This window comes from Flavobacterium luteolum (assembly GCF_027111275.1).
In the GTDB taxonomy this organism is placed as follows: domain Bacteria; phylum Bacteroidota; class Bacteroidia; order Flavobacteriales; family Flavobacteriaceae; genus Flavobacterium; species Flavobacterium luteolum.
On record NZ_CP114286.1, the window covers coordinates 1,844,074 to 1,861,814 of the forward strand.

Consider the following 17,741-nt stretch of genomic DNA (forward strand, 5'->3'; position numbering starts at 1 on the left):
TGCTTTATACATTAGCTCTTAATTCTTCTAGCCTTTTTACTTTATCATCTCTGTAAAACAAATTCATTGTTTCGAACGGGATTATTTTATTGTCTTTATTGACAATATGAACACACGATTTTTTTATTGCTCTAACATCAAAATTGTAGGCATCAATAAACTGCATTATGATAATTCGAAACAAGTTGTCATAACCTAGTTCTGGCGCATCAATATTAGGAAGACAACATAATATCGATTTCAAATTTTCCTGCGCTACTTCTACAGAATTTCCTGTACTAAACAAATCTATCATTTTACCACGAAGCACTTCATCTTGCTCGTAAATAATAGTGTTTTTACTATTGTCTAATAAATCGTTCGGATTAATATATCGTGTTAGCGGAAAAACTTCGTCTCCTAATTTTAATGCATAACCCATTACCAAAGCATCTGGATTACAAGGAACAGGAAGTAAATCATCTGAATTAAAAACTGTAGTCTGCTCCAGAATTTTTCTTCTTACTTCTGTTAAAGTCATACGATCGGTTTCTAAGTTAAAATTCTCCAATCGGCCCGCAATTTGAGTTGGCTGAAATGTAACGCCTCGAACACATTTTTGCTTTAGTGCAAACTCAATAATTTTACCAATTTCATGATCGTTTAATCCTTTTTGAAGCGTGACAACTAAAGTGGTAGACAAATTAACTTCATTTAGATTTTCTAAAGCCTGTTTCCGTATTTCACTTAAATCAGCTCCACGCAGTTCTTGCAATACACTATCTTCAAAAGAATCAAACTGAAGATAGATTTCAAAATCTGGAGCATAGCTTTTTAGTCGCTGAACAAATTCTTTGTCTTTTGCAATTTTAATTCCATTTGTATTTAGCATTAAATGCTTTATCGGAATTGATTTTGCATAATCTAAAATTTCAAAAAATTCAGGATGTATGGTTGGTTCTCCTCCACTAATCTGCACTACGTCTGGTTCTTTTTCATTTTTAACAACCGTATCGAGCATAGCTTTTACTTCTTCAAGAGTTCTGTGTCTTCCGTAATTCGGAGACGAGCCTGCATAACATGTTGGACAAGTCAGATTACATCGATCAGTAACCTCAACAACTGTTAGGCAGGAATGCTGCTCATGATCTGGACATAAACCACAGTCATACGGACAACCATAATGCGTTTTTGTATTAAAAGTATATGGCATCTCAGATGGTTTATTGTAGTTTCGGATATTCTTATAATACTGAATATCGTCGGCAATTAAAACCTTAGAACTTCCATGTTCTGGACATCTTTTAAGCATGTAGACATTCTCGTCTTCAAAAACAATTTTAGCATCAATTCTCTTTAAGCATTCTGGACAAAGGCTTAATGTAAAGTCATAATAAGTATATTTTCTAACTGGCATTTTTTACAAATAAATTTAAAATTGTTTTGTTATAATAAAGCAGACATATTAAACATAAAATCTGAATCGAACTTATGCCAAAAATCAGGAAATGATTTGGTTTTAAAAATTCTACAAAAAAGCGAAACGCAAAATAGGCAATCATAAAATACTGAAATAGCAAGCCGTTTTTTAGATTTTTTGTTTTCAATTTCTTGAGAACAAAAAACAAAATAATCAGAAAAACTAATTCGTATAAGGCAATTGGATGTCTTTTAATAGTATCTCCAAGATTCATTCCCATAAAAAAAGTCGTTTTTTTTCCATAAGTAAACTCATTGGTTCCTGATAAAAAACAGCCAATTCTGCCTATAAAAATTCCTAGAATAATTGGAAAAGTAAATAAATCGCCCGATGATTCTTTTTCCCCAATAATCTTCTTAGCAAGTTCAACGCCCAAAAGTCCGCCAAACAATCCTCCCATAATTGTTTTTGCATTGAAGAGTTCCAAAACTGATCTTGCATCAAGATGAAAAACAGGATTTTCTAGAAAACCCATAATTCTAGAGCCCAAAAAAGCACCAATTGCCGCTCCCAAAATAATCGACAATCTATTGGAAGAAACAATAGTATCATTGGTTCTTTTTCTTAAAAAAACATAATATCGATATCCTAAGAAAAACGCCAGATATTCTAAAACTAAATGGATATTAATTTCATAACCAAAAATAACTGGCTCAAAAGGTAACTTCATTCTTTATGTGAGAATTTAATACTATAATTCTGTAAAGATGCGAAAAAAATGTTTAAATTCATTCGACCAATAAAGTAAAAGCTGTTTCAATTTGGAACAGCTTTTTTATTTCTAAAAAGATTAAACCTTTGTAACTTTGAGCCTATAATTTTTGAAACTAAAAAAGAAAAAATGCTCGACGAAACCCCAAAACGATTTGACCGAATTGTCGCTATTCTGATTCAATTGCAATCTAAAAAGATTGTAAAAGCGCAAGAATTGGCCGATCGTTTTGAGTGCAGTTTAAGAACTATTTATAGAGACATCAGAACTTTGGAAGCATCTGGAGTTCCTATTTACAGTGAGGCTGGAGTTGGTTACGCTTTAATGGACGGATATAGACTTCCGCCGGTTATGTTTACTCGTGAAGAAGTGAGCAGTTTTATTGCTGCCGAAAAACTAATGCAAAAGTTTACCGATCCTTCTTTGGGAACACATTATGCTTCGGCAATGTACAAACTGAAATCAGTTTTAAGGAGTACTGATAAAGATTACCTTTCGACTATCGAATCAAAAATCGTGATGCAGACCGCAGAACCGATGTTTAATGATAATTCGCCAAACACTTTGGCTGTTCTTTTTGAAGGAATTGCTGAGAAAAAGCAAATTCTTTTAACTTATAAAACTTTTGATAAAGACGAAACAACGCAGCGCAATCTTGAACCAATCGGCGTTTTTCATGACAATAACAATTGGTATTTTCTCGGATATTGTCATCTTCGAAAAGATTACAGACAATTTAGAACCGACAGGATTCAGGGAATTAAAAAAACAGATGTAGATTTTACAATCGAACACGATGCACTGGAAACCTATTTAACTAAAACCGAAACTTGTCCAACAACAAAAGTTCGCATTTTAATTGACCGCAAAATAGCGCGATATTTAGCAACCGAAAGAAAATACCATGGTTTTATTTCTCAAAAAGATGTAGGAGAAAAAATCGAAATGACTTTTATGTCCAGAGATATCAATAATGCTTTTCCGAGATGGTTTTTAATGTTTGGAGATTATGCAGAAATTCTCGAGCCTGAAATATTAAAAACCAATGTCTTGGAACTGTTGGAAATTAACAGAAAGAGACTTTTATAAAAAACTCCTGAGAATAGTATCTCAGGAGTTTTTTCATTTATTTCTGTTTTATAACATTATAGAAATTATAATCGGTGTTTGAAGCATCTGTAATTCCGATATTTCGTCCCATTGTTACAATCTGGCCTCGATGATAAGTGCCATGATTGATAACTTGAATTAAATATTCAGAAATTGGCAATTCGCATTCAAACCACGGATTTGTAATTTTTACTTCTTTCATCAAATCTTCTTCTGACAATGAATTGATAAGATGTTTCAATCTTGTAGACGAATTTAATAATCCAGCAAATATTTCTTCTTTTGACAATTCGCTTTCTGGCTTTTTTTCTGCCATTTCATTTTCAGAAATTACCGAAAACCAATATTCTTCTGTAGACCAGATATGATCTAGCGTTTTCATGATAGTAGAAAAACTGGATTGAACTTCAGTATAAAGCAATTCATCTGCTTTTGGCGAAAGCCAGTTTACAAATTGCTGGTTTACCCATAAATTATAATCCGCAAAATTGGCCATTATCTTCTTTAAACTCATAGTCTTAATTTTAGATTTCTGATATTAAGTTAGTAAAAAATCATCAATTATCTTTCCCAGAAAAATGGCGGTTCGATATTTAATGCTCTTAAATAAACGTAAGCTTGTCCACGGTGATGCACTTCATTATCAATAAAATATAAGATATTCTGAATTACAGGAAATTCATATTGCCCAAAAAGATTAAAGGTCTCGCTAAAATCCTCAACTGATAATTGTTCCCAATATTTATTGATTTCTGCGGTAGCTTCATCCCATTTTTCAAGATATTGTGCTTTGAAAATTAGTTTTTCAGTTCCTTCTGCAAATGGTGCAGTTTCCTTCGTTACAATTCCTTTTAAACCTGGAACTGCAATTGCCAAAAGCTCATCTACCAATTTTGAGAAAGGTCTCATTCCACCAATTGAAAATTCAAAGAAATCTTTCTCTGGAAAAATCTCAATTAAACGACGTGTAAGTGCTCTATGCCCTTGCCAGTGTTTCAATAAATCTTCTGAAGTAATAACTTGTGCTTCTAATGTTTTCATGGTTTTAAAGTTTAAATATTTTTAATACTTCAAAAGTAAAATGGGCCGGTGACAACAGTTTGTCAGCAGCAAAAAATAAATTTTATTTTTTTTATTTATACACGAAAGGGACTCATTGCGTTGCGTCTCTACAGAATAAAAAACTTAGAACCATAGTATCTCAGAATCTTAGCATCTTTAAAAAAATCCTTTGTACCTTTGCACCTTAATAACTTTGGAACTTAACAGAAATGATTGAAGATAAAAATCAGCAGAGAACTAGTATAGCTCAATTGGGCGAATTCGGTTTAATTGACCATTTAACCAAAAACTTTGATGTTACTCAGGAATCTACTTTGAAAAGTATTGGCGACGATGCAGCTGTTCTTGATTTTAAAGACAAAAAAGTAGTAGTTTCTACCGATTTATTGATTGAAGGAGTTCATTTTGATTTGGCTTACATGCCTTTAAAACATTTAGGATACAAAGCAGTTGTAGTGAATGTTTCTGATATTTGTGCGATGAATGCAAAACCAACTCAAATTACGGTTTCGGTTGCAGTTTCTAATCGTTTTCCACTTGAAGCTTTAGAAGAATTGTTTGCAGGAATTGCGCACGCAGCAAAAGAATATAAAGTTGATGTTATTGGCGGAGACACAACCTCATCTCAAAAAGGATTAATTATCAGTATAACAGCAATTGGAGAAGCTGATGAAAATGAATTGGTTTACAGAAACGGAGCCAAACAAACTGATTTGCTAGTTGTAACCGGAGATTTAGGCGCTGCTTATATGGGACTGCAGGTTTTAGAACGCGAAAAACAAGTTTTCCAGGTTAACCCAAACAATCAGCCAGATTTAGATCCTTATACTTATTTGGTAGAACGCCAATTGAAACCTGAAGCACGAAAAGATGTTCGCACCTTACTTCATGCTTTAGATATAAAACCAACTTCAATGATTGATATTTCAGACGGATTATCTTCTGAGATTATCCATATCTGTAAGCAATCAAAAGTGGGCTGTAATTTATATGAAGACAAATTGCCATTAGATCCGCAGTTTATTTCTACTTGTGAAGAATTTAATATCGACAGTACAACAGTTGCCATAAACGGCGGTGAAGATTATGAGCTTTTATTTACAATTGACATTAATGATTTTGACAAAATAAAAGGAAATCCGAATTTCTCTGTTATCGGCCATATGGCAGAAGAAAATGAAGGAATCCATCTTGTAACACGTGCTAACACAAAAATCGCCTTAAAAGCCCGCGGATGGGATGCTTTGAGTGAATAGTTTGAGTTTTCAGTCACGGTCACAGTACGCAACAGTACACTAAATTAAAAATCCTATCAGATTTCAAGAACCTGATAGGATTTTTTATTACTAAGTTTTGTTCTAAAAATCTAAAATTTTAAAACAGTCCTTTGCTTTTTGCTTCTTTGACCAAATCATGGTCAGAACCGTTTCTTATTTTTAGCAGTTCCATTAAATGTTTTTTTCGTTTCACGATAGCATTTAATGAAATTGGAATATTTTCCAGCATTTCATGAATTGGAGTTCCTTTATCCAAATGAATTAATATTTGCTTATCGTATTGATCGATCTCGATTGCATTGTGCGTGGATTGATTCAGCATTTTTATAACCGATTGGCTGTAGTATTTCTCATTTTTCATGACTTTATCAAAAGCTAGAAGCAATTCGTCAAAAGTAAGGTCATTTTTAATGATTAATCCATTGGGCTGAATTGTTCTGATAATAGTTTTAATTTTCAGCAATTCGGTATACATCGTCAAAAGTATAATCTTGCAAGAAGGCATTTTCTTTAAAAGCAATTTTGCCAAATCTTCGCCAGAAAAAATCTCTTTTTCTTCATAAGGAGGCATACTGATATCCAAAAAAGCAATATCAAAATCGGGTGTGTTATTATTTTCTATTATATCATAACCTGACCTGCAATCGTGTGCTTGCGAAATTAAAAACCCATATTGCTTTGGATTATAACGAGTTATAGCATTTTTATATCCTTCAATAATAAAAGGATGATCATCTACTATTAAAATATTCTTAGTAACTAATTGTGGAACTGAAGCTGGTAAATCAAATGTCATTATGCAGGTTATTATTTGGCTCTATTGGGATTTTTATGGTCAGAATTGTTCCTTCTCCTTTGGCAGATTTTATGGTAACTGTTCCCTTACACTCTGTTGCTCTATATTCAATATTATGCAGACCAATTCCGTTTTTAGTCTTATTGGCGTTAAATCCAATTCCGTCATCTTCGATTGTTAAAACCAGATTATTATTTACATTTTTAAACGCTACTCTAATAATATCAGCTTTCGCATATTTATTACAATTCTGGAGCCCTTCTTGAACTATTCTATACAAATTAATTTTGGCCATATTACTTATTAAATCCCATTTAATCTCAGGATCAAAAACAGTAATCAATTTCGAACTATACGTATTTATCTGATTTTCAAATAGTTTATTTAAAATCGAAACAAAATTATTAATTAATTCCGATTTTTCTCTATTTAAATCATGCGAAATTTCACGAATATCCTGTTCAACATTTTTTAGTTCAGCAAGATATTTTTTTCTTTTAGAAATAGCTTCAGATTCGTCTAGTTTATCTAAGCTATCAAGGCTTATTCTAATACCAAACATACGTCCTAAAACACCATCGTGCAATTCCTGCGCCACCTTTTTCTTTTCTTTTAATCTCGTAAGCTCAATTTCGTTTTGTTGCGAAATCATCAAATTGTAAATATCCTCGTTGGCAATCTGTTGCTGCTGTTTAAAAAGAAGTTCACGGTTTTTGGCCTGTTGCGTTTTATAAACATAAAAAAACAACCCGAGCAATGTACAAATACTAAATACATAAACCAAAGTTTTATTTTTTTCCTGAAGACTGGAATTCTGATCTTTAATTTCGTTGGTTTCGTATTCAATACGGGAAAATTTTTCTCCCATTTTGCGCTCCGCTTTAAGCATTTTATCATTCAATTGAATATATTCTTTCGAATAAACAGAAGCGTTTTTTGGATCGACAATTGCGATTTGCTGGAGAGCACCTAAGGTATTAGCTAATTTATCTGTACTTCTAGAAAGGTCTAATGCCTCTTTTGAAAATTGAATTGCTCGCAAGGTATCTTTTTTAAAAGCATAGTATTCGGACAGATGTATTTTATTTAATACAACTCCTGATTTAAGTCCCAAACTATCTCTAATCTTTAAGGCATCATAAAACAATTTTGGCATGCTTTCAGATTCTTTTAATTTAAATTTTGAATAAGCCAAATTATCTAAAACAATAGCATATAAAGTCGTATTTTCTTGATACAAATTTTTTTGCTCAATACTTTTTTGAAAATACAATTTTGCTTTATTATAATTATGCATTCTCAAATAAACAAACCCAATATTGTTTAATGACGTTGCCTTCAACTGATAATCTGACGGAATCGATTTGTCAGATAGAATATTCAGTGCTAATTCATGAAAATCAAGAGATTTATCAAATTCTTCTTGCTCATTGTAAAGTATCCCCAATAAATTATAACAATCATAAAGCTGATTATTTACATTTGTTTCTTTCTTTAAAATTCGGAGGGCTTTAAAAACATTAATTTCACTTTCAAAATAATCCCCCTCATTGTACTGAAGGTTTCCTTTGCTTACAAAAGTTTTAGCTAAATTTAATTTATCATTAATCTTTAGATAGATCTTTTCTGCTTTAAAGTAATTCAAGAAAGCACTGTCAGATATAGATTGACTTTCATAATAATCCCCTAAATAACTGTAGGCTTTTGCCATGTGTACAGAGTCTTTCGAGTTTTGTGCCCTCTCTAAAATTAACTTTGTAGTTTGTTTATAAGACTTCCAATCATTCATATTATAATATCGATTGGCTATTTTAAAAAGATTGACTTTATTTAATGAGTCATCTTTTTGTCTCATAATTATCGCAAATGCTTTTAGATTATATCTTTGCTTATATTTATATGGGAGACTGATATCATTAGCTAATGATAAATAAGAAGATAGGCTATCTTTTGATAAATGCACATCTTTATCACTTTCGGTTTTCTTGGTACAACCAAAAAAAACAATGCATAAAAAGAATAATATTAGCAGTTTGCTTTTCAATAGCTTTTTGGAGTTTCACCAAAAATACTAAAACTATGGACGAAAAAAAAGGCTGCCAAAAAATTGACAGCCTTTTCTTTATATTTTTAATTTTCTTATTAGTCTACTTTTACTGTAGTTCTTGTATATTGACGATCTGCATTAAAGTCGTTTGAAATGTTTTTAGTTTGAGCAAAGTCATCTCCTTTACGTCTTCCGCTTGTACCATGACCAGTTCCATCTGTATCTGTATCAAAAATATCGATACCTTTTTTTACTGATGAATTAGAAACTGTTGGGTTTGCAAAAGAAGTTGCAACTATTACTAATGAGAATAATCCGAATGTTAAAGCTGTTTTTTTCATGACCTGAGGTTTTATATGTTTTGTATTATTTTTTGGAGATGATTCGCTGTCTGCTGCGAATCAGATTGTAAAACTAATACCGGGGTCAAAAAAAATTTATACGAAAAATTGGGTTTATGGTAAATCATACCCAATTGATAGTCAATGGATAGCAAATCCGTGTAAACATCTAGTTTTTAGACTTCTAGATAATTTCCTGCTGCAAAATCGGCAATAATCTGCTCTACATTTGCTCTGTAGGTTTTAGAAAAAGGAATCTTTTTTGTGGAGTTTTTTATGTAACAGATTGAGTTTCCGCTATGAATCCTCGAAATATAGTTTCGATTTATCACATAACTGTTATGAATGCGGATAAAAGGATACGTCAAAACACTTTCAAAATGCTTTAACGTTTTAAAGGCCGTAATCATTTCACCACTATTCAAATAAATATCGGTAGAGTTATTGTCGGCTTGAAAGTAACAGATATCTTCAGCATTTAAATACCGGTAATCTCCATACGATTTTATACAAATGGTCAATGGTCTTTCGATATTTTGAGGAATCGTTACGTTATTTACATTATCAATTACAATAGAAGTCGGCTCTTCTAGAAATTGCGGTGTTTTGCTATCTAAATTGGCTTTTTTAAGCCTTAAAACCGATTTTAGAAGCTCAATATGCGCAATAGGCTTTAAAAGATAATCAAAGACACCATATTGAATTGCATCAAAAGATTTTTCTTTTGTATTTGTAGTAATTATAATTTTGGGAATTTCCTGAAAGAAACGGTGCAATTCGCTTATAAAAGCCAAAGACAAATGACTTGACAGATTTTTGGGTTCGATTTCGAGAAAAACCAAAGCTGGTTTATGTTCTAAAACCAAGTCTAAACCTTCTTGAAAATTTGAAGCCGAAGCCATAAAAGATAATTCTGAAAAACCTGAAGCGGTTGTTTGGGTTTTCAAAATACTCTCAGCGTCATCATCAATTATAATATACGAATACTTTTTCAATTTTGGGTTTTGTTGGTGTTCTCACGGCGCAATCATACTCAAAAAAAAGCTTTTAATTGCAATGTGGAGAAAAAAAATTGGTTTTTGCGCTAATACAAATTTAAAATTACGCATTTAAGCCTTTTAAACATTTCATTGTTAACACATTAAGTCAAAATGTTGATACATAAGGATGAAATGCAAAAAAAACCGATAAAATACCTGTTTTTTAAAATCAAAAATCCCAAACTCCTTTATGGAATTTGGGACTTCTATAATAAACTGTAAAGATTACATTCTCATTAACCAGTTTTTCATCGAAACTTCGTTTTCGATAATTCCTCTTAATTCAGTAATTTTTACTCGATCTTGTTTCATTGTATCTCTATGACGAATTGTTACTGTTTCGTCTTCAAGTGTCTGGTGATCTACTGTAATACAGAAAGGCGTTCCTAAAGCATCTTGTCTTCTGTAACGACGTCCTACAGCATCTTTTTCATCATAAGCCACATTAAAATCCCATTTCAAATCTTCGATGATTTTTCTTGAAACTTCTGGCAAACCATCTTTTTTAACTAATGGTAATACTGCCGCTTTAGTTGGCGCTAAAACTGCCGGTAATTTTAAAACTGTTCTAGTAGAACCGTCTTCTAATGTTTCTTCTTTTAACGAAGTAGCAAAAACTGCCAAGAACATACGATCTAAACCTACAGAAGTTTCTACTACATAAGGAACATAGTTTTCGTTTAATTCAGGATCAAAATATTGCAATTTTCTTCCAGAATATTCTTCGTGCGCTTTTAAGTCGAAATCTGTACGAGAGTGAATTCCTTCCAATTCTTTAAATCCGAATGGGAAATTAAATTCGATATCAGCTGCTGCGTTTGCGTAGTGCGCTAATTTCTCATGATCATGAAAACGGTAATTTTCTTTTCCTAATCCTAAAGATAAATGCCATTTCAAACGAGTTTCTTTCCAGTACTCGTATGATTTCATTTCTTCTCCTGGACGTACAAAAAATTGCATTTCCATTTGTTCGAATTCACGCATACGGAAAATAAATTGTCTTGCAACAATCTCGTTTCTGAAAGCTTTACCTGTCTGAGCAATTCCAAAAGGAACTTTCATACGGCCTGATTTCTGAACGTTTAAAAAGTTCACAAAAATACCTTGAGCCGTTTCTGGACGCAAATATAAATCCATTGCATTCTCTGCAGATGCACCTAATTTTGTTCCGAACATTAAGTTAAATTGCTTAACCTCTGTCCAGTTTTTAGAACCAGTTTCAGGATCAGCAATTTCAAGCTCTTCAATCAATGCTTTTACATCGGCCAAATCACCTGCTCCCAAAGAACGACCTAAACGCTCTCTGATTTCTTTTTCTTTAGCTAAATATTCAATTACACGAGCATTTGTAGTTACAAATTCTTGTTCGTTGAATGCATCACCAAAACGAGCTTTTGCTTTGTCAATTTCTTTTTGTGCTTTTTGGTGAATTTTTTCAGCATGATCTTCAACCAAAACATCAGCTCTATATCTCTTTTTAGAATCTTTATTATCAATTAATGGATCATTGAAAGCGTCAACGTGACCAGAAGCTTTCCAAGTTGTTGGATGCATCAATATTGCAGCATCAAGGCCGACAATATTTTCATTCATCTGAACCATTGATTTCCACCAATATTCACGGATATTCTTTTTTAATTCAACACCGTTTTGTGCGTAATCGTATACAGCACTTAAACCATCGTAAACTTCGCTTGACGGAAAAATAAATCCGTACTCTTTTGCGTGCGAAACCACATTCTTAAATATATCTTCTTGTTTTGCCATAGTGATGCAAAAATATAAAAACTAGCTGTATAAAAAAGAAAAATTATAAAGATTGAAGCTTTGATTTTGTTACTTTTGTAAATAAAATCTCTCTTTTTGTGATTAATTACCTAATAAATCTCTTTTTCCCTAAAGTCTGTAGCGGATGCCGCTCACTTTTGCTTCAGAATGAAACAGTATTCTGTACCAGCTGTCGTCATGAAATGCCTCTAACCCAATATCATTTAGATCTAAAAAATGAGGCTGCAAAAAAGTTTTATGGCAAGATCGATATTCAATTTGCCTCTGCATTTTTATACTTTAATAAAAAGGGAATGGTACAGGAACTCATTCATAATTTAAAATACAAAGGTCACCAGGAAATAGGAACTGTTTTAGGAAATTGGTATGCCGAAGATTTAAAAGAACTTCAACTCGAAATTCCTTTTGATGTCGTGATTCCAGTTCCACTTCATAAAAGAAAATTTAAGGAACGTGGTTACAATCAAGTTACTACTTTTGGGAAAGCAATTGCCCATGGTTTTGAAGTTCCTTTTAATGAAAAACTATTGTTTCGTAAAGTATATTCTAAAACCCAATCTAAAAAAAGCCTTTTAGGAAGGTCCGAAAATATAGAAAACATTTTTGATGTCGAATTCAATGAATCCGATCATCACAAACATTTTTTAATTGTAGACGATGTTTTCACAACAGGCGCAACAATTGAAGCCTGTTCTCGGGCGTTATTAAAAATTCCAGGCGCTAAAATTAGTATGATTTGTATGGCGATGGCGCATTAAGGTTTTAAGCTTTCAAGAATTAATTAATCAGTATTTTTTTTATTTCTTTTCTGTTGCCATCAGTAACTGTTACAAAATATAGACCTGAAGGAACACCTGGCAATTGAATATCTTGAATAAAATATCCTGATCCTTGAAAAGTTCTATCGTAAACATATTTTCCATTAATATCATTAACGTAAACTTTAATCTCACTTACCGAATCTCGATCAAATTGCACTGTAAAAGTTCCTTTGTTTGGATTTGGATACGCAACAAAACTAACATTCTCAAAATCATCATTTCCTAATGTATAGGTTTTAGAACAAATATTTACTGACGCAGAATTTATTGTTCCCAAAGCTCCTACAGCATCATCAAGAACTCTAAAAGTCCAATTTCCTTGTGGATTTTCTCCATTAAAAGCGCTTAAAACAGTCGAAGGAATTACAATCTGGCTAGAAGTTGTATTACAGTTTAAAGCAGTTCCGCTATCATCAAATTGCAAAGCTAAGGTTGAATTTGTATTTCCACAGTTTTTATTAAATAAAGTTACAATTGTTCCGCTAGGGCTAATAATCTGCATGGTAAGATCCGAAAATTTCTCATGTTTTACATTTACGGAAACATTTACATCTGAAATAGATCCTGTTGAAGAAGGCACAGAAACTGTTCTATTTACATACACATTGTCACCGGTTGAATATCCTCCACCAAAATTATAAGAAGAACAATCTGTTGAAACCGTATATCCTACAGCAAATGGTTTACTATTTACAGCATAATAAATATTGCCAACTGGCTCTATCAAAAGTCTGCAATTTGTAGAAGCCTCAATTTCTGGAACCAATATCGTTTCTGAGCCATCATTTGGAGTATTAGAAGCCAAGACAACTGGAAATGTTAATCCGCCATCTACAGATAATTTAATATTTACACTTGATGATCCCACAAGTGTATTGGTGTTATTTACGCTCCAAGTAATAGTTTGCGCCGATCCTTTTGCCCAACCAAGATTATCGTCTGCTTGTGAAGTCACGGCAAATGGCCCAGCGGCAGCACTTACCGTTACGACCATCGCTGATGTATTGGTTTGCCCCTTTCCTTCTGCAGCATTGTCTCTTCCTGTAAGGGTAAAATTCATTGTTTTGGCAATAGAAGAAACAGATTCCCAACTTGTGGTCAACTGATTATTTAATACAGAACTTAAAGCAGGCATGTATCGAACAGGTGAAGTTGTTGGCGAAAAAGACCTAAACATTGGTCCGTCTGGTTTTGTAGCATCTGCCAAACTCTTATTGCCAAAAGTTGTTATAGCACTATCGTATTGCTCCCAAGTGTATGTTATGGAATTTCCCTCTGGATCAGAACCTGTTCCGGTTAAAATAAATGGTGTGCTAATTGGAATCGTATAATCTGAACCTGCATTTATGACTGGCGGATTATTATCAACTATAGATGTAGAAACCGGACAAGTTTTTCCTGCTAAATTACTTTGTATCTGACTAATACTTGCATAAGAAAAATAATCGTCTGAGTGACTCTGAACATCATAAGCTGTTACTCCCGCATACCCCATAATAGTTGAACCGCTTCCTGGTTCGTAACAGGTTCCATAACCTTCATTTGCATGCGAAAAAGTATGCGTACCTCCAAGCTGATGCCCCATTTCATGAGCAACGAAATCAATATCAAAATTATCGCCTTGGGGCCTTCCATCTGCTGGAGATGTAAATGCACTGCCTTTTCCAAGAGGTTGGCTAGAAGTAGGGCTCACGCAGACACAACCAATACAGCTTGCATTTCCTCCTCCGCCTGAAGCGCCAAATAAATGGCCAATATCATAATTGCCTTCACCAATTACAGTTGTTAATGTTGTCTGCACTTCTTTTGGCCACGCAGGATTGTCATTGTTAGCACCTGCTGATGCAATAGAATAAGGATCTGTAGAAGCGTCTGTATAAATTATAGCATCATTATTTGCAATTAAAATCAACTGTACTGCAAGATCTCGATTAAAAATACCATTTACTCGAGTCAAAGTAGCATTCATTCCAGCTAAAGCTTTCGCCTTTGTTCCACCAAAATAAGTAGTGTATTCTCCTGTACAGGAAAGCGCCAATCGAAGTGTTTTAAATTGTTTAGAGTTTGAAGCTGTTTTTGCAGTAGTAGAAGGTTTATTGTCAGAAAACGAATTTGGTGTTTTACAATCCAAAAGCATTTTTGACGCTACGTTGTCTGTCGATTTATACAAGACATATTCCGATTTATTATCTTGATTTTGTTCAATATATTCCGTTGGTTTTGATGGTCTAAAAACCATCGTCTGGATTCCGATTGGAGCTATGCTAAAATGTATTTTAGCATTTTTATCATCTATTCCTCGACCTACATAAGACCTAATTTCGGGATATTTTGCCTGTAATTCTGGATCAAAATTAGAGGATTCCCAAACAGAAAAACGTTCCAAAATTCCATCAGCATTTGGAATCGTAATTTCTGATGTTGTATTTTTCGCTGTTTTATTTGATGCCGAAGCTAGTTTAGCACTAAGAAGATTTGCATTTAATTTATAATATAATTTAGCAGAACTTACACCATCAGCTTTTCGCAAAAGCGATGAAGAAGTTACCTTCTGCCATAGAACATCTTGTGCATTGATATTTGCAGAACAAAAAATTAAAAATATATAAAGTAGTTGTTTTTTCATACTCTTAAGATATAGTATCAAAATTACTTCAATTAATTTGAAATCATATTATCTATACGACAATTATTGCTTTTTAATCGACGAGTCGTCTTATTTTTACAAAAAGATAGGTTACGCATTAAAATTCGATTTAGCATAGCATTAAATTTAAAAGAGAATAGTATAAATTTGCAGCATCTTAAATAATTTGTTTTGAAGCTCTTTCATTCTATAAACGATTTTCAGTCAACCAAGAAAACAATTTTAACTCTTGGTACCTTTGACGGTGTGCATATTGGTCATAAAAAAATTCTCGAACGAATTACGCAGCAAACTGAAAATGGAAGATATGAAAGTCTTGTTCTAACTTTTTTTCCGCATCCAAGGATGGTTCTTCAGGAAAAATCGGAGATAAGATTGTTAAACACTATTGAAGAAAAAATAAAGCTTTTGGAAGCAACTGGTATAGAAAACCTAGTTGTCCACCCTTTTAACGAAAGTTTTTCAAGACTAACTGCCGAAGAATTCGTTCGAACGATTTTAGTGGAAAAATTCCAGATTCAAAAAATCATTATTGGCCATGATCATCGTTTTGGCCGAAATAGAACTGCAAATATTGATGATCTCATTGCTTTTGGACTAGAATATGGATTTGAAGTTGAGCAAATTTCGGCCGAAGAAATTCAAGATGTTTCGGTTAGTTCGACCAAAATCAGAAAAGCTCTAAATGAAGGCAACATGGCTTTGGCCAACGAATATTTAGGCTATAGCTATTTTCTAAATGGAACGATTGTAAAAGGAAAACAACTTGGAAGAACTATTGGTTTCCCTACAGCAAATATTCAGATTGACGAAGATTACAAACTGATTCCAAAAATTGGTGTTTATGTTGTGAAAGCCATTGTAAACGGTGAAACTGTTTTTGGAATGATGAATATTGGTTTCAATCCTACTGTTAATGGCGAAAAACAAACTATAGAAGTTCACTTGTTTAATTTTGACAAAGATATTTACGATCAAAAAATTGAAGTTTTTTTATTGCATTATATTCGCGAAGAACAAAAATTTGGTTCGATAGATGCCTTAAAAGCACAGCTTAATCAAGATCAAACCGATTCTTTGGCTTTTATAAACTCTACATTAAAAAACCAGACTGCATAGTTTTTATTGTTTTTAAATCATCGTAGTTATTTTTTTAGTAAATTTGATAGAACACTGTTTTTCAAATATTTACTATTAACTTCTAAAAAATAACCACTATGAAATTACCTAAAGAAATTACCAACGGGTTTTTGATTTTCCTCGGAATTGGCATTTATTTTTTATTGATGAATGTACTAGGTTTAGCAGATTTGTTTTATTTGAGAACACTCAACGTTTTCTTTATATTCTATGGCGTTAATAGGACAATGCAGATGAACCTTCATGAAGGAGAAACCAATTTTGTTTCTAATGCTGTTTCTGCAATGGCAACTTCTGTAGTTGGTGTTGCACTAAGCATATTTGGTCTATTGGTTTATAGCTACGCTCGAGGCGGAGATGCTTACGTAAGAACTTTATCTGAAACATTTATGTTTGGAGGAAATCCATCGGTGCCAACTTATTGTATCTGTCTATTATTTGAAGGAATCGCTTCTTCTGTAATCGTTACTTTAATGATGATGCTGTATTGGAATAATAAATATGCTGCGGATTGATTTTTGGAAATCGATTAGATTAAAAAAATTAGTCTAAAGAGCTCAATAATTTCAACAAAAATTTTTAAATTGCTTATAACTCAGACTATAAGCAATTTTTTTATTTAATAAAATGAAGTTAAAACAAATAGAAAGGGTTAAAAAAATCTCCAAAGAAGATTTTGTTTCCCATTATGTAAAAAAACAAATTCCTGTTGTTATTGAACAATTGACCGAAGACTGGCCAGCTTATAACAAATGGAAATTATCTTATATAAAAGAAATCGCAGGAAATTCAATCGTTCCTTTATACGACGACAGACCTGTAAACCACGAAGACGGATTTAACGAAGCGCATACCACCATGAAAATGAGTGAGTACATCGACTTATTAGAAGAAAAACCTACCAATTACCGTATTTTTCTTTATAATCTAATGAAAGAGGTTCCTTCATTAAAAAACGACTTTTTATGGCCCGATATTGGGTTGAAATTAGTGAAGCAAATGCCAATGCTGTTTTTTGGAGGAGAAAATTCGAGAGTTTTTATGCATTATGATATTGACTACTCGAACATTCTTCATTTCCATTTTCATGGCGAAAAGCAATGCATGATTTTTCCTCCAGATCAGTCTAAATTTATGTATAAAGTTCCTCATGCCTTAATTTCGAGAGAAGATATTGATTTTGATAATCCGGATTATGAAAAATTTCCAGCACTCAAAAATGTTGAAGGTTATATCACTAACTTAAAACATGGCGAAATGCTGTACATGCCAGAGGGATATTGGCATTATATGAAATATCTAACACCAGGATTTTCAATGAGTCTACGCTCTTTTCCAAAAAACATTGTCAATTTATCTAAAGCTGCATATAATGTTTTTATTATGCGTCATTTTGATATTATGATGCGAAAAATTCAGGGACAAAAGTGGATTGACTATAAAAACGAAAAAGCTGTTAAAAATACGCATCAAAATTTACAGCGTACCCTTTAATAAAAAA

The 17,741-nt window shown here is 32.8% G+C and carries 16 protein-coding genes; 6 read left to right on the forward strand and 10 right to left on the reverse strand.

Features of this window, described 5'->3' with window-relative positions; all coding sequences use genetic code 11:
• Positions 1 to 4: 4 nt before the first annotated feature.
• Together OZP10_RS07975 and OZP10_RS07980 are read right to left on the reverse strand one after the other, a co-directional pair.
• The gene (locus OZP10_RS07975) at positions 5 to 1,396 is read right to left on the reverse strand and encodes a radical SAM protein (RefSeq protein ID WP_281634200.1); all 1,392 of its coding nucleotides are present in this window, start codon (positions 1,394 to 1,396) and stop codon (positions 5 to 7) included.
• Entirely contained in the window at positions 1,386 to 2,129 is a 744-nt protein-coding gene (locus OZP10_RS07980; RefSeq protein ID WP_281634201.1) for a prolipoprotein diacylglyceryl transferase, read from the reverse strand. Before OZP10_RS07980 ends, OZP10_RS07975 begins: the two co-directional genes overlap by 11 nt.
• 171 nt (positions 2,130 to 2,300) lie before the next feature.
• Here OZP10_RS07980 and OZP10_RS07985 point away from each other — a divergent pair, with 171 nt between their 5' ends.
• Positions 2,301 to 3,260, forward strand: coding sequence for a helix-turn-helix transcriptional regulator (locus tag OZP10_RS07985; protein ID WP_281634202.1), 960 nt, complete (start codon positions 2,301 to 2,303; stop codon positions 3,258 to 3,260).
• A 37-nt stretch (positions 3,261 to 3,297) separates the two neighbouring features.
• Here OZP10_RS07985 and OZP10_RS07990 read toward each other — a convergent pair whose 3' ends face one another.
• Positions 3,298 to 3,795, reverse strand: coding sequence for a DinB family protein (locus OZP10_RS07990; RefSeq protein WP_281634203.1), 498 nt, complete (start codon positions 3,793 to 3,795; stop codon positions 3,298 to 3,300).
• A 47-nt stretch (positions 3,796 to 3,842) separates the two neighbouring features.
• Entirely contained in the window at positions 3,843 to 4,322 is a 480-nt protein-coding gene (locus OZP10_RS07995) for a DinB family protein (protein ID WP_177211700.1), read from the reverse strand.
• 230 nt (positions 4,323 to 4,552) lie between these two features.
• On the opposite strand from OZP10_RS07995, the gene thiL reads away from it, so the two are divergent.
• On the forward strand, positions 4,553 to 5,599 hold the full coding sequence (gene thiL, locus OZP10_RS08000) for a thiamine-phosphate kinase (protein WP_281634204.1): 1,047 nt from the start codon (positions 4,553 to 4,555) through the stop codon (positions 5,597 to 5,599).
• A 118-nt stretch (positions 5,600 to 5,717) separates the two neighbouring features.
• On the opposite strand, the gene OZP10_RS08005 is transcribed toward thiL, so the two are convergent.
• From OZP10_RS08005 to OZP10_RS08025, 5 genes are all read right to left on the reverse strand, one after another.
• Entirely contained in the window at positions 5,718 to 6,416 is a 699-nt protein-coding gene (locus OZP10_RS08005; RefSeq protein WP_281634205.1) for a response regulator, read from the reverse strand.
• Positions 6,406 to 8,271, reverse strand: coding sequence for a tetratricopeptide repeat-containing sensor histidine kinase (locus OZP10_RS08010; protein WP_281634206.1), 1,866 nt, complete (start codon positions 8,269 to 8,271; stop codon positions 6,406 to 6,408). The genes OZP10_RS08005 and OZP10_RS08010 overlap by 11 nt, the downstream gene beginning before the upstream one ends.
• A gap of 287 nt (positions 8,272 to 8,558) precedes the next feature.
• On the reverse strand, positions 8,559 to 8,804 hold the full coding sequence (locus OZP10_RS08015; RefSeq protein ID WP_281634207.1) for a hypothetical protein: 246 nt from the start codon (positions 8,802 to 8,804) through the stop codon (positions 8,559 to 8,561).
• 176 nt (positions 8,805 to 8,980) lie between these two features.
• A complete protein-coding gene (locus tag OZP10_RS08020) occupies positions 8,981 to 9,799 on the reverse strand; it encodes a LytR/AlgR family response regulator transcription factor (protein ID WP_281634208.1) in 819 nt (272 codons plus the stop codon).
• 270 nt (positions 9,800 to 10,069) lie between these two features.
• A complete protein-coding gene (locus tag OZP10_RS08025; RefSeq protein ID WP_281634209.1) occupies positions 10,070 to 11,611 on the reverse strand; it encodes a glycine--tRNA ligase in 1,542 nt (513 codons plus the stop codon).
• A 314-nt stretch (positions 11,612 to 11,925) separates the two neighbouring features.
• Here OZP10_RS08025 and OZP10_RS08030 point away from each other — a divergent pair, with 314 nt between their 5' ends.
• Positions 11,926 to 12,390, forward strand: a complete 465-nt coding sequence (locus OZP10_RS08030) for a ComF family protein (RefSeq protein ID WP_349293759.1) — start codon at positions 11,926 to 11,928, stop codon at positions 12,388 to 12,390.
• A 19-nt stretch (positions 12,391 to 12,409) separates the two neighbouring features.
• Here the strand turns inward: OZP10_RS08030 and OZP10_RS08035 are convergent, their stop codons facing one another.
• A complete protein-coding gene (locus tag OZP10_RS08035) occupies positions 12,410 to 15,079 on the reverse strand; it encodes a zinc-dependent metalloprotease (protein WP_281634211.1) in 2,670 nt (889 codons plus the stop codon).
• Positions 15,080 to 15,271: 192 nt separating this feature from the next.
• On the opposite strand from OZP10_RS08035, the gene OZP10_RS08040 reads away from it, so the two are divergent.
• From OZP10_RS08040 to OZP10_RS08050, 3 genes are all read left to right on the forward strand, one after another.
• On the forward strand, positions 15,272 to 16,219 hold the full coding sequence (locus OZP10_RS08040; RefSeq protein WP_281634212.1) for a bifunctional riboflavin kinase/FAD synthetase: 948 nt from the start codon (positions 15,272 to 15,274) through the stop codon (positions 16,217 to 16,219).
• 98 nt (positions 16,220 to 16,317) lie between these two features.
• A complete protein-coding gene (locus OZP10_RS08045; protein WP_008465451.1) occupies positions 16,318 to 16,755 on the forward strand; it encodes a hypothetical protein in 438 nt (145 codons plus the stop codon).
• 112 nt (positions 16,756 to 16,867) lie between these two features.
• Positions 16,868 to 17,734 (forward strand): cupin-like domain-containing protein, encoded by an 867-nt coding sequence (locus OZP10_RS08050; RefSeq protein WP_281634213.1) that lies wholly within the window; start codon positions 16,868 to 16,870, stop codon positions 17,732 to 17,734.
• Positions 17,735 to 17,741: the final 7 nt, after the last annotated feature.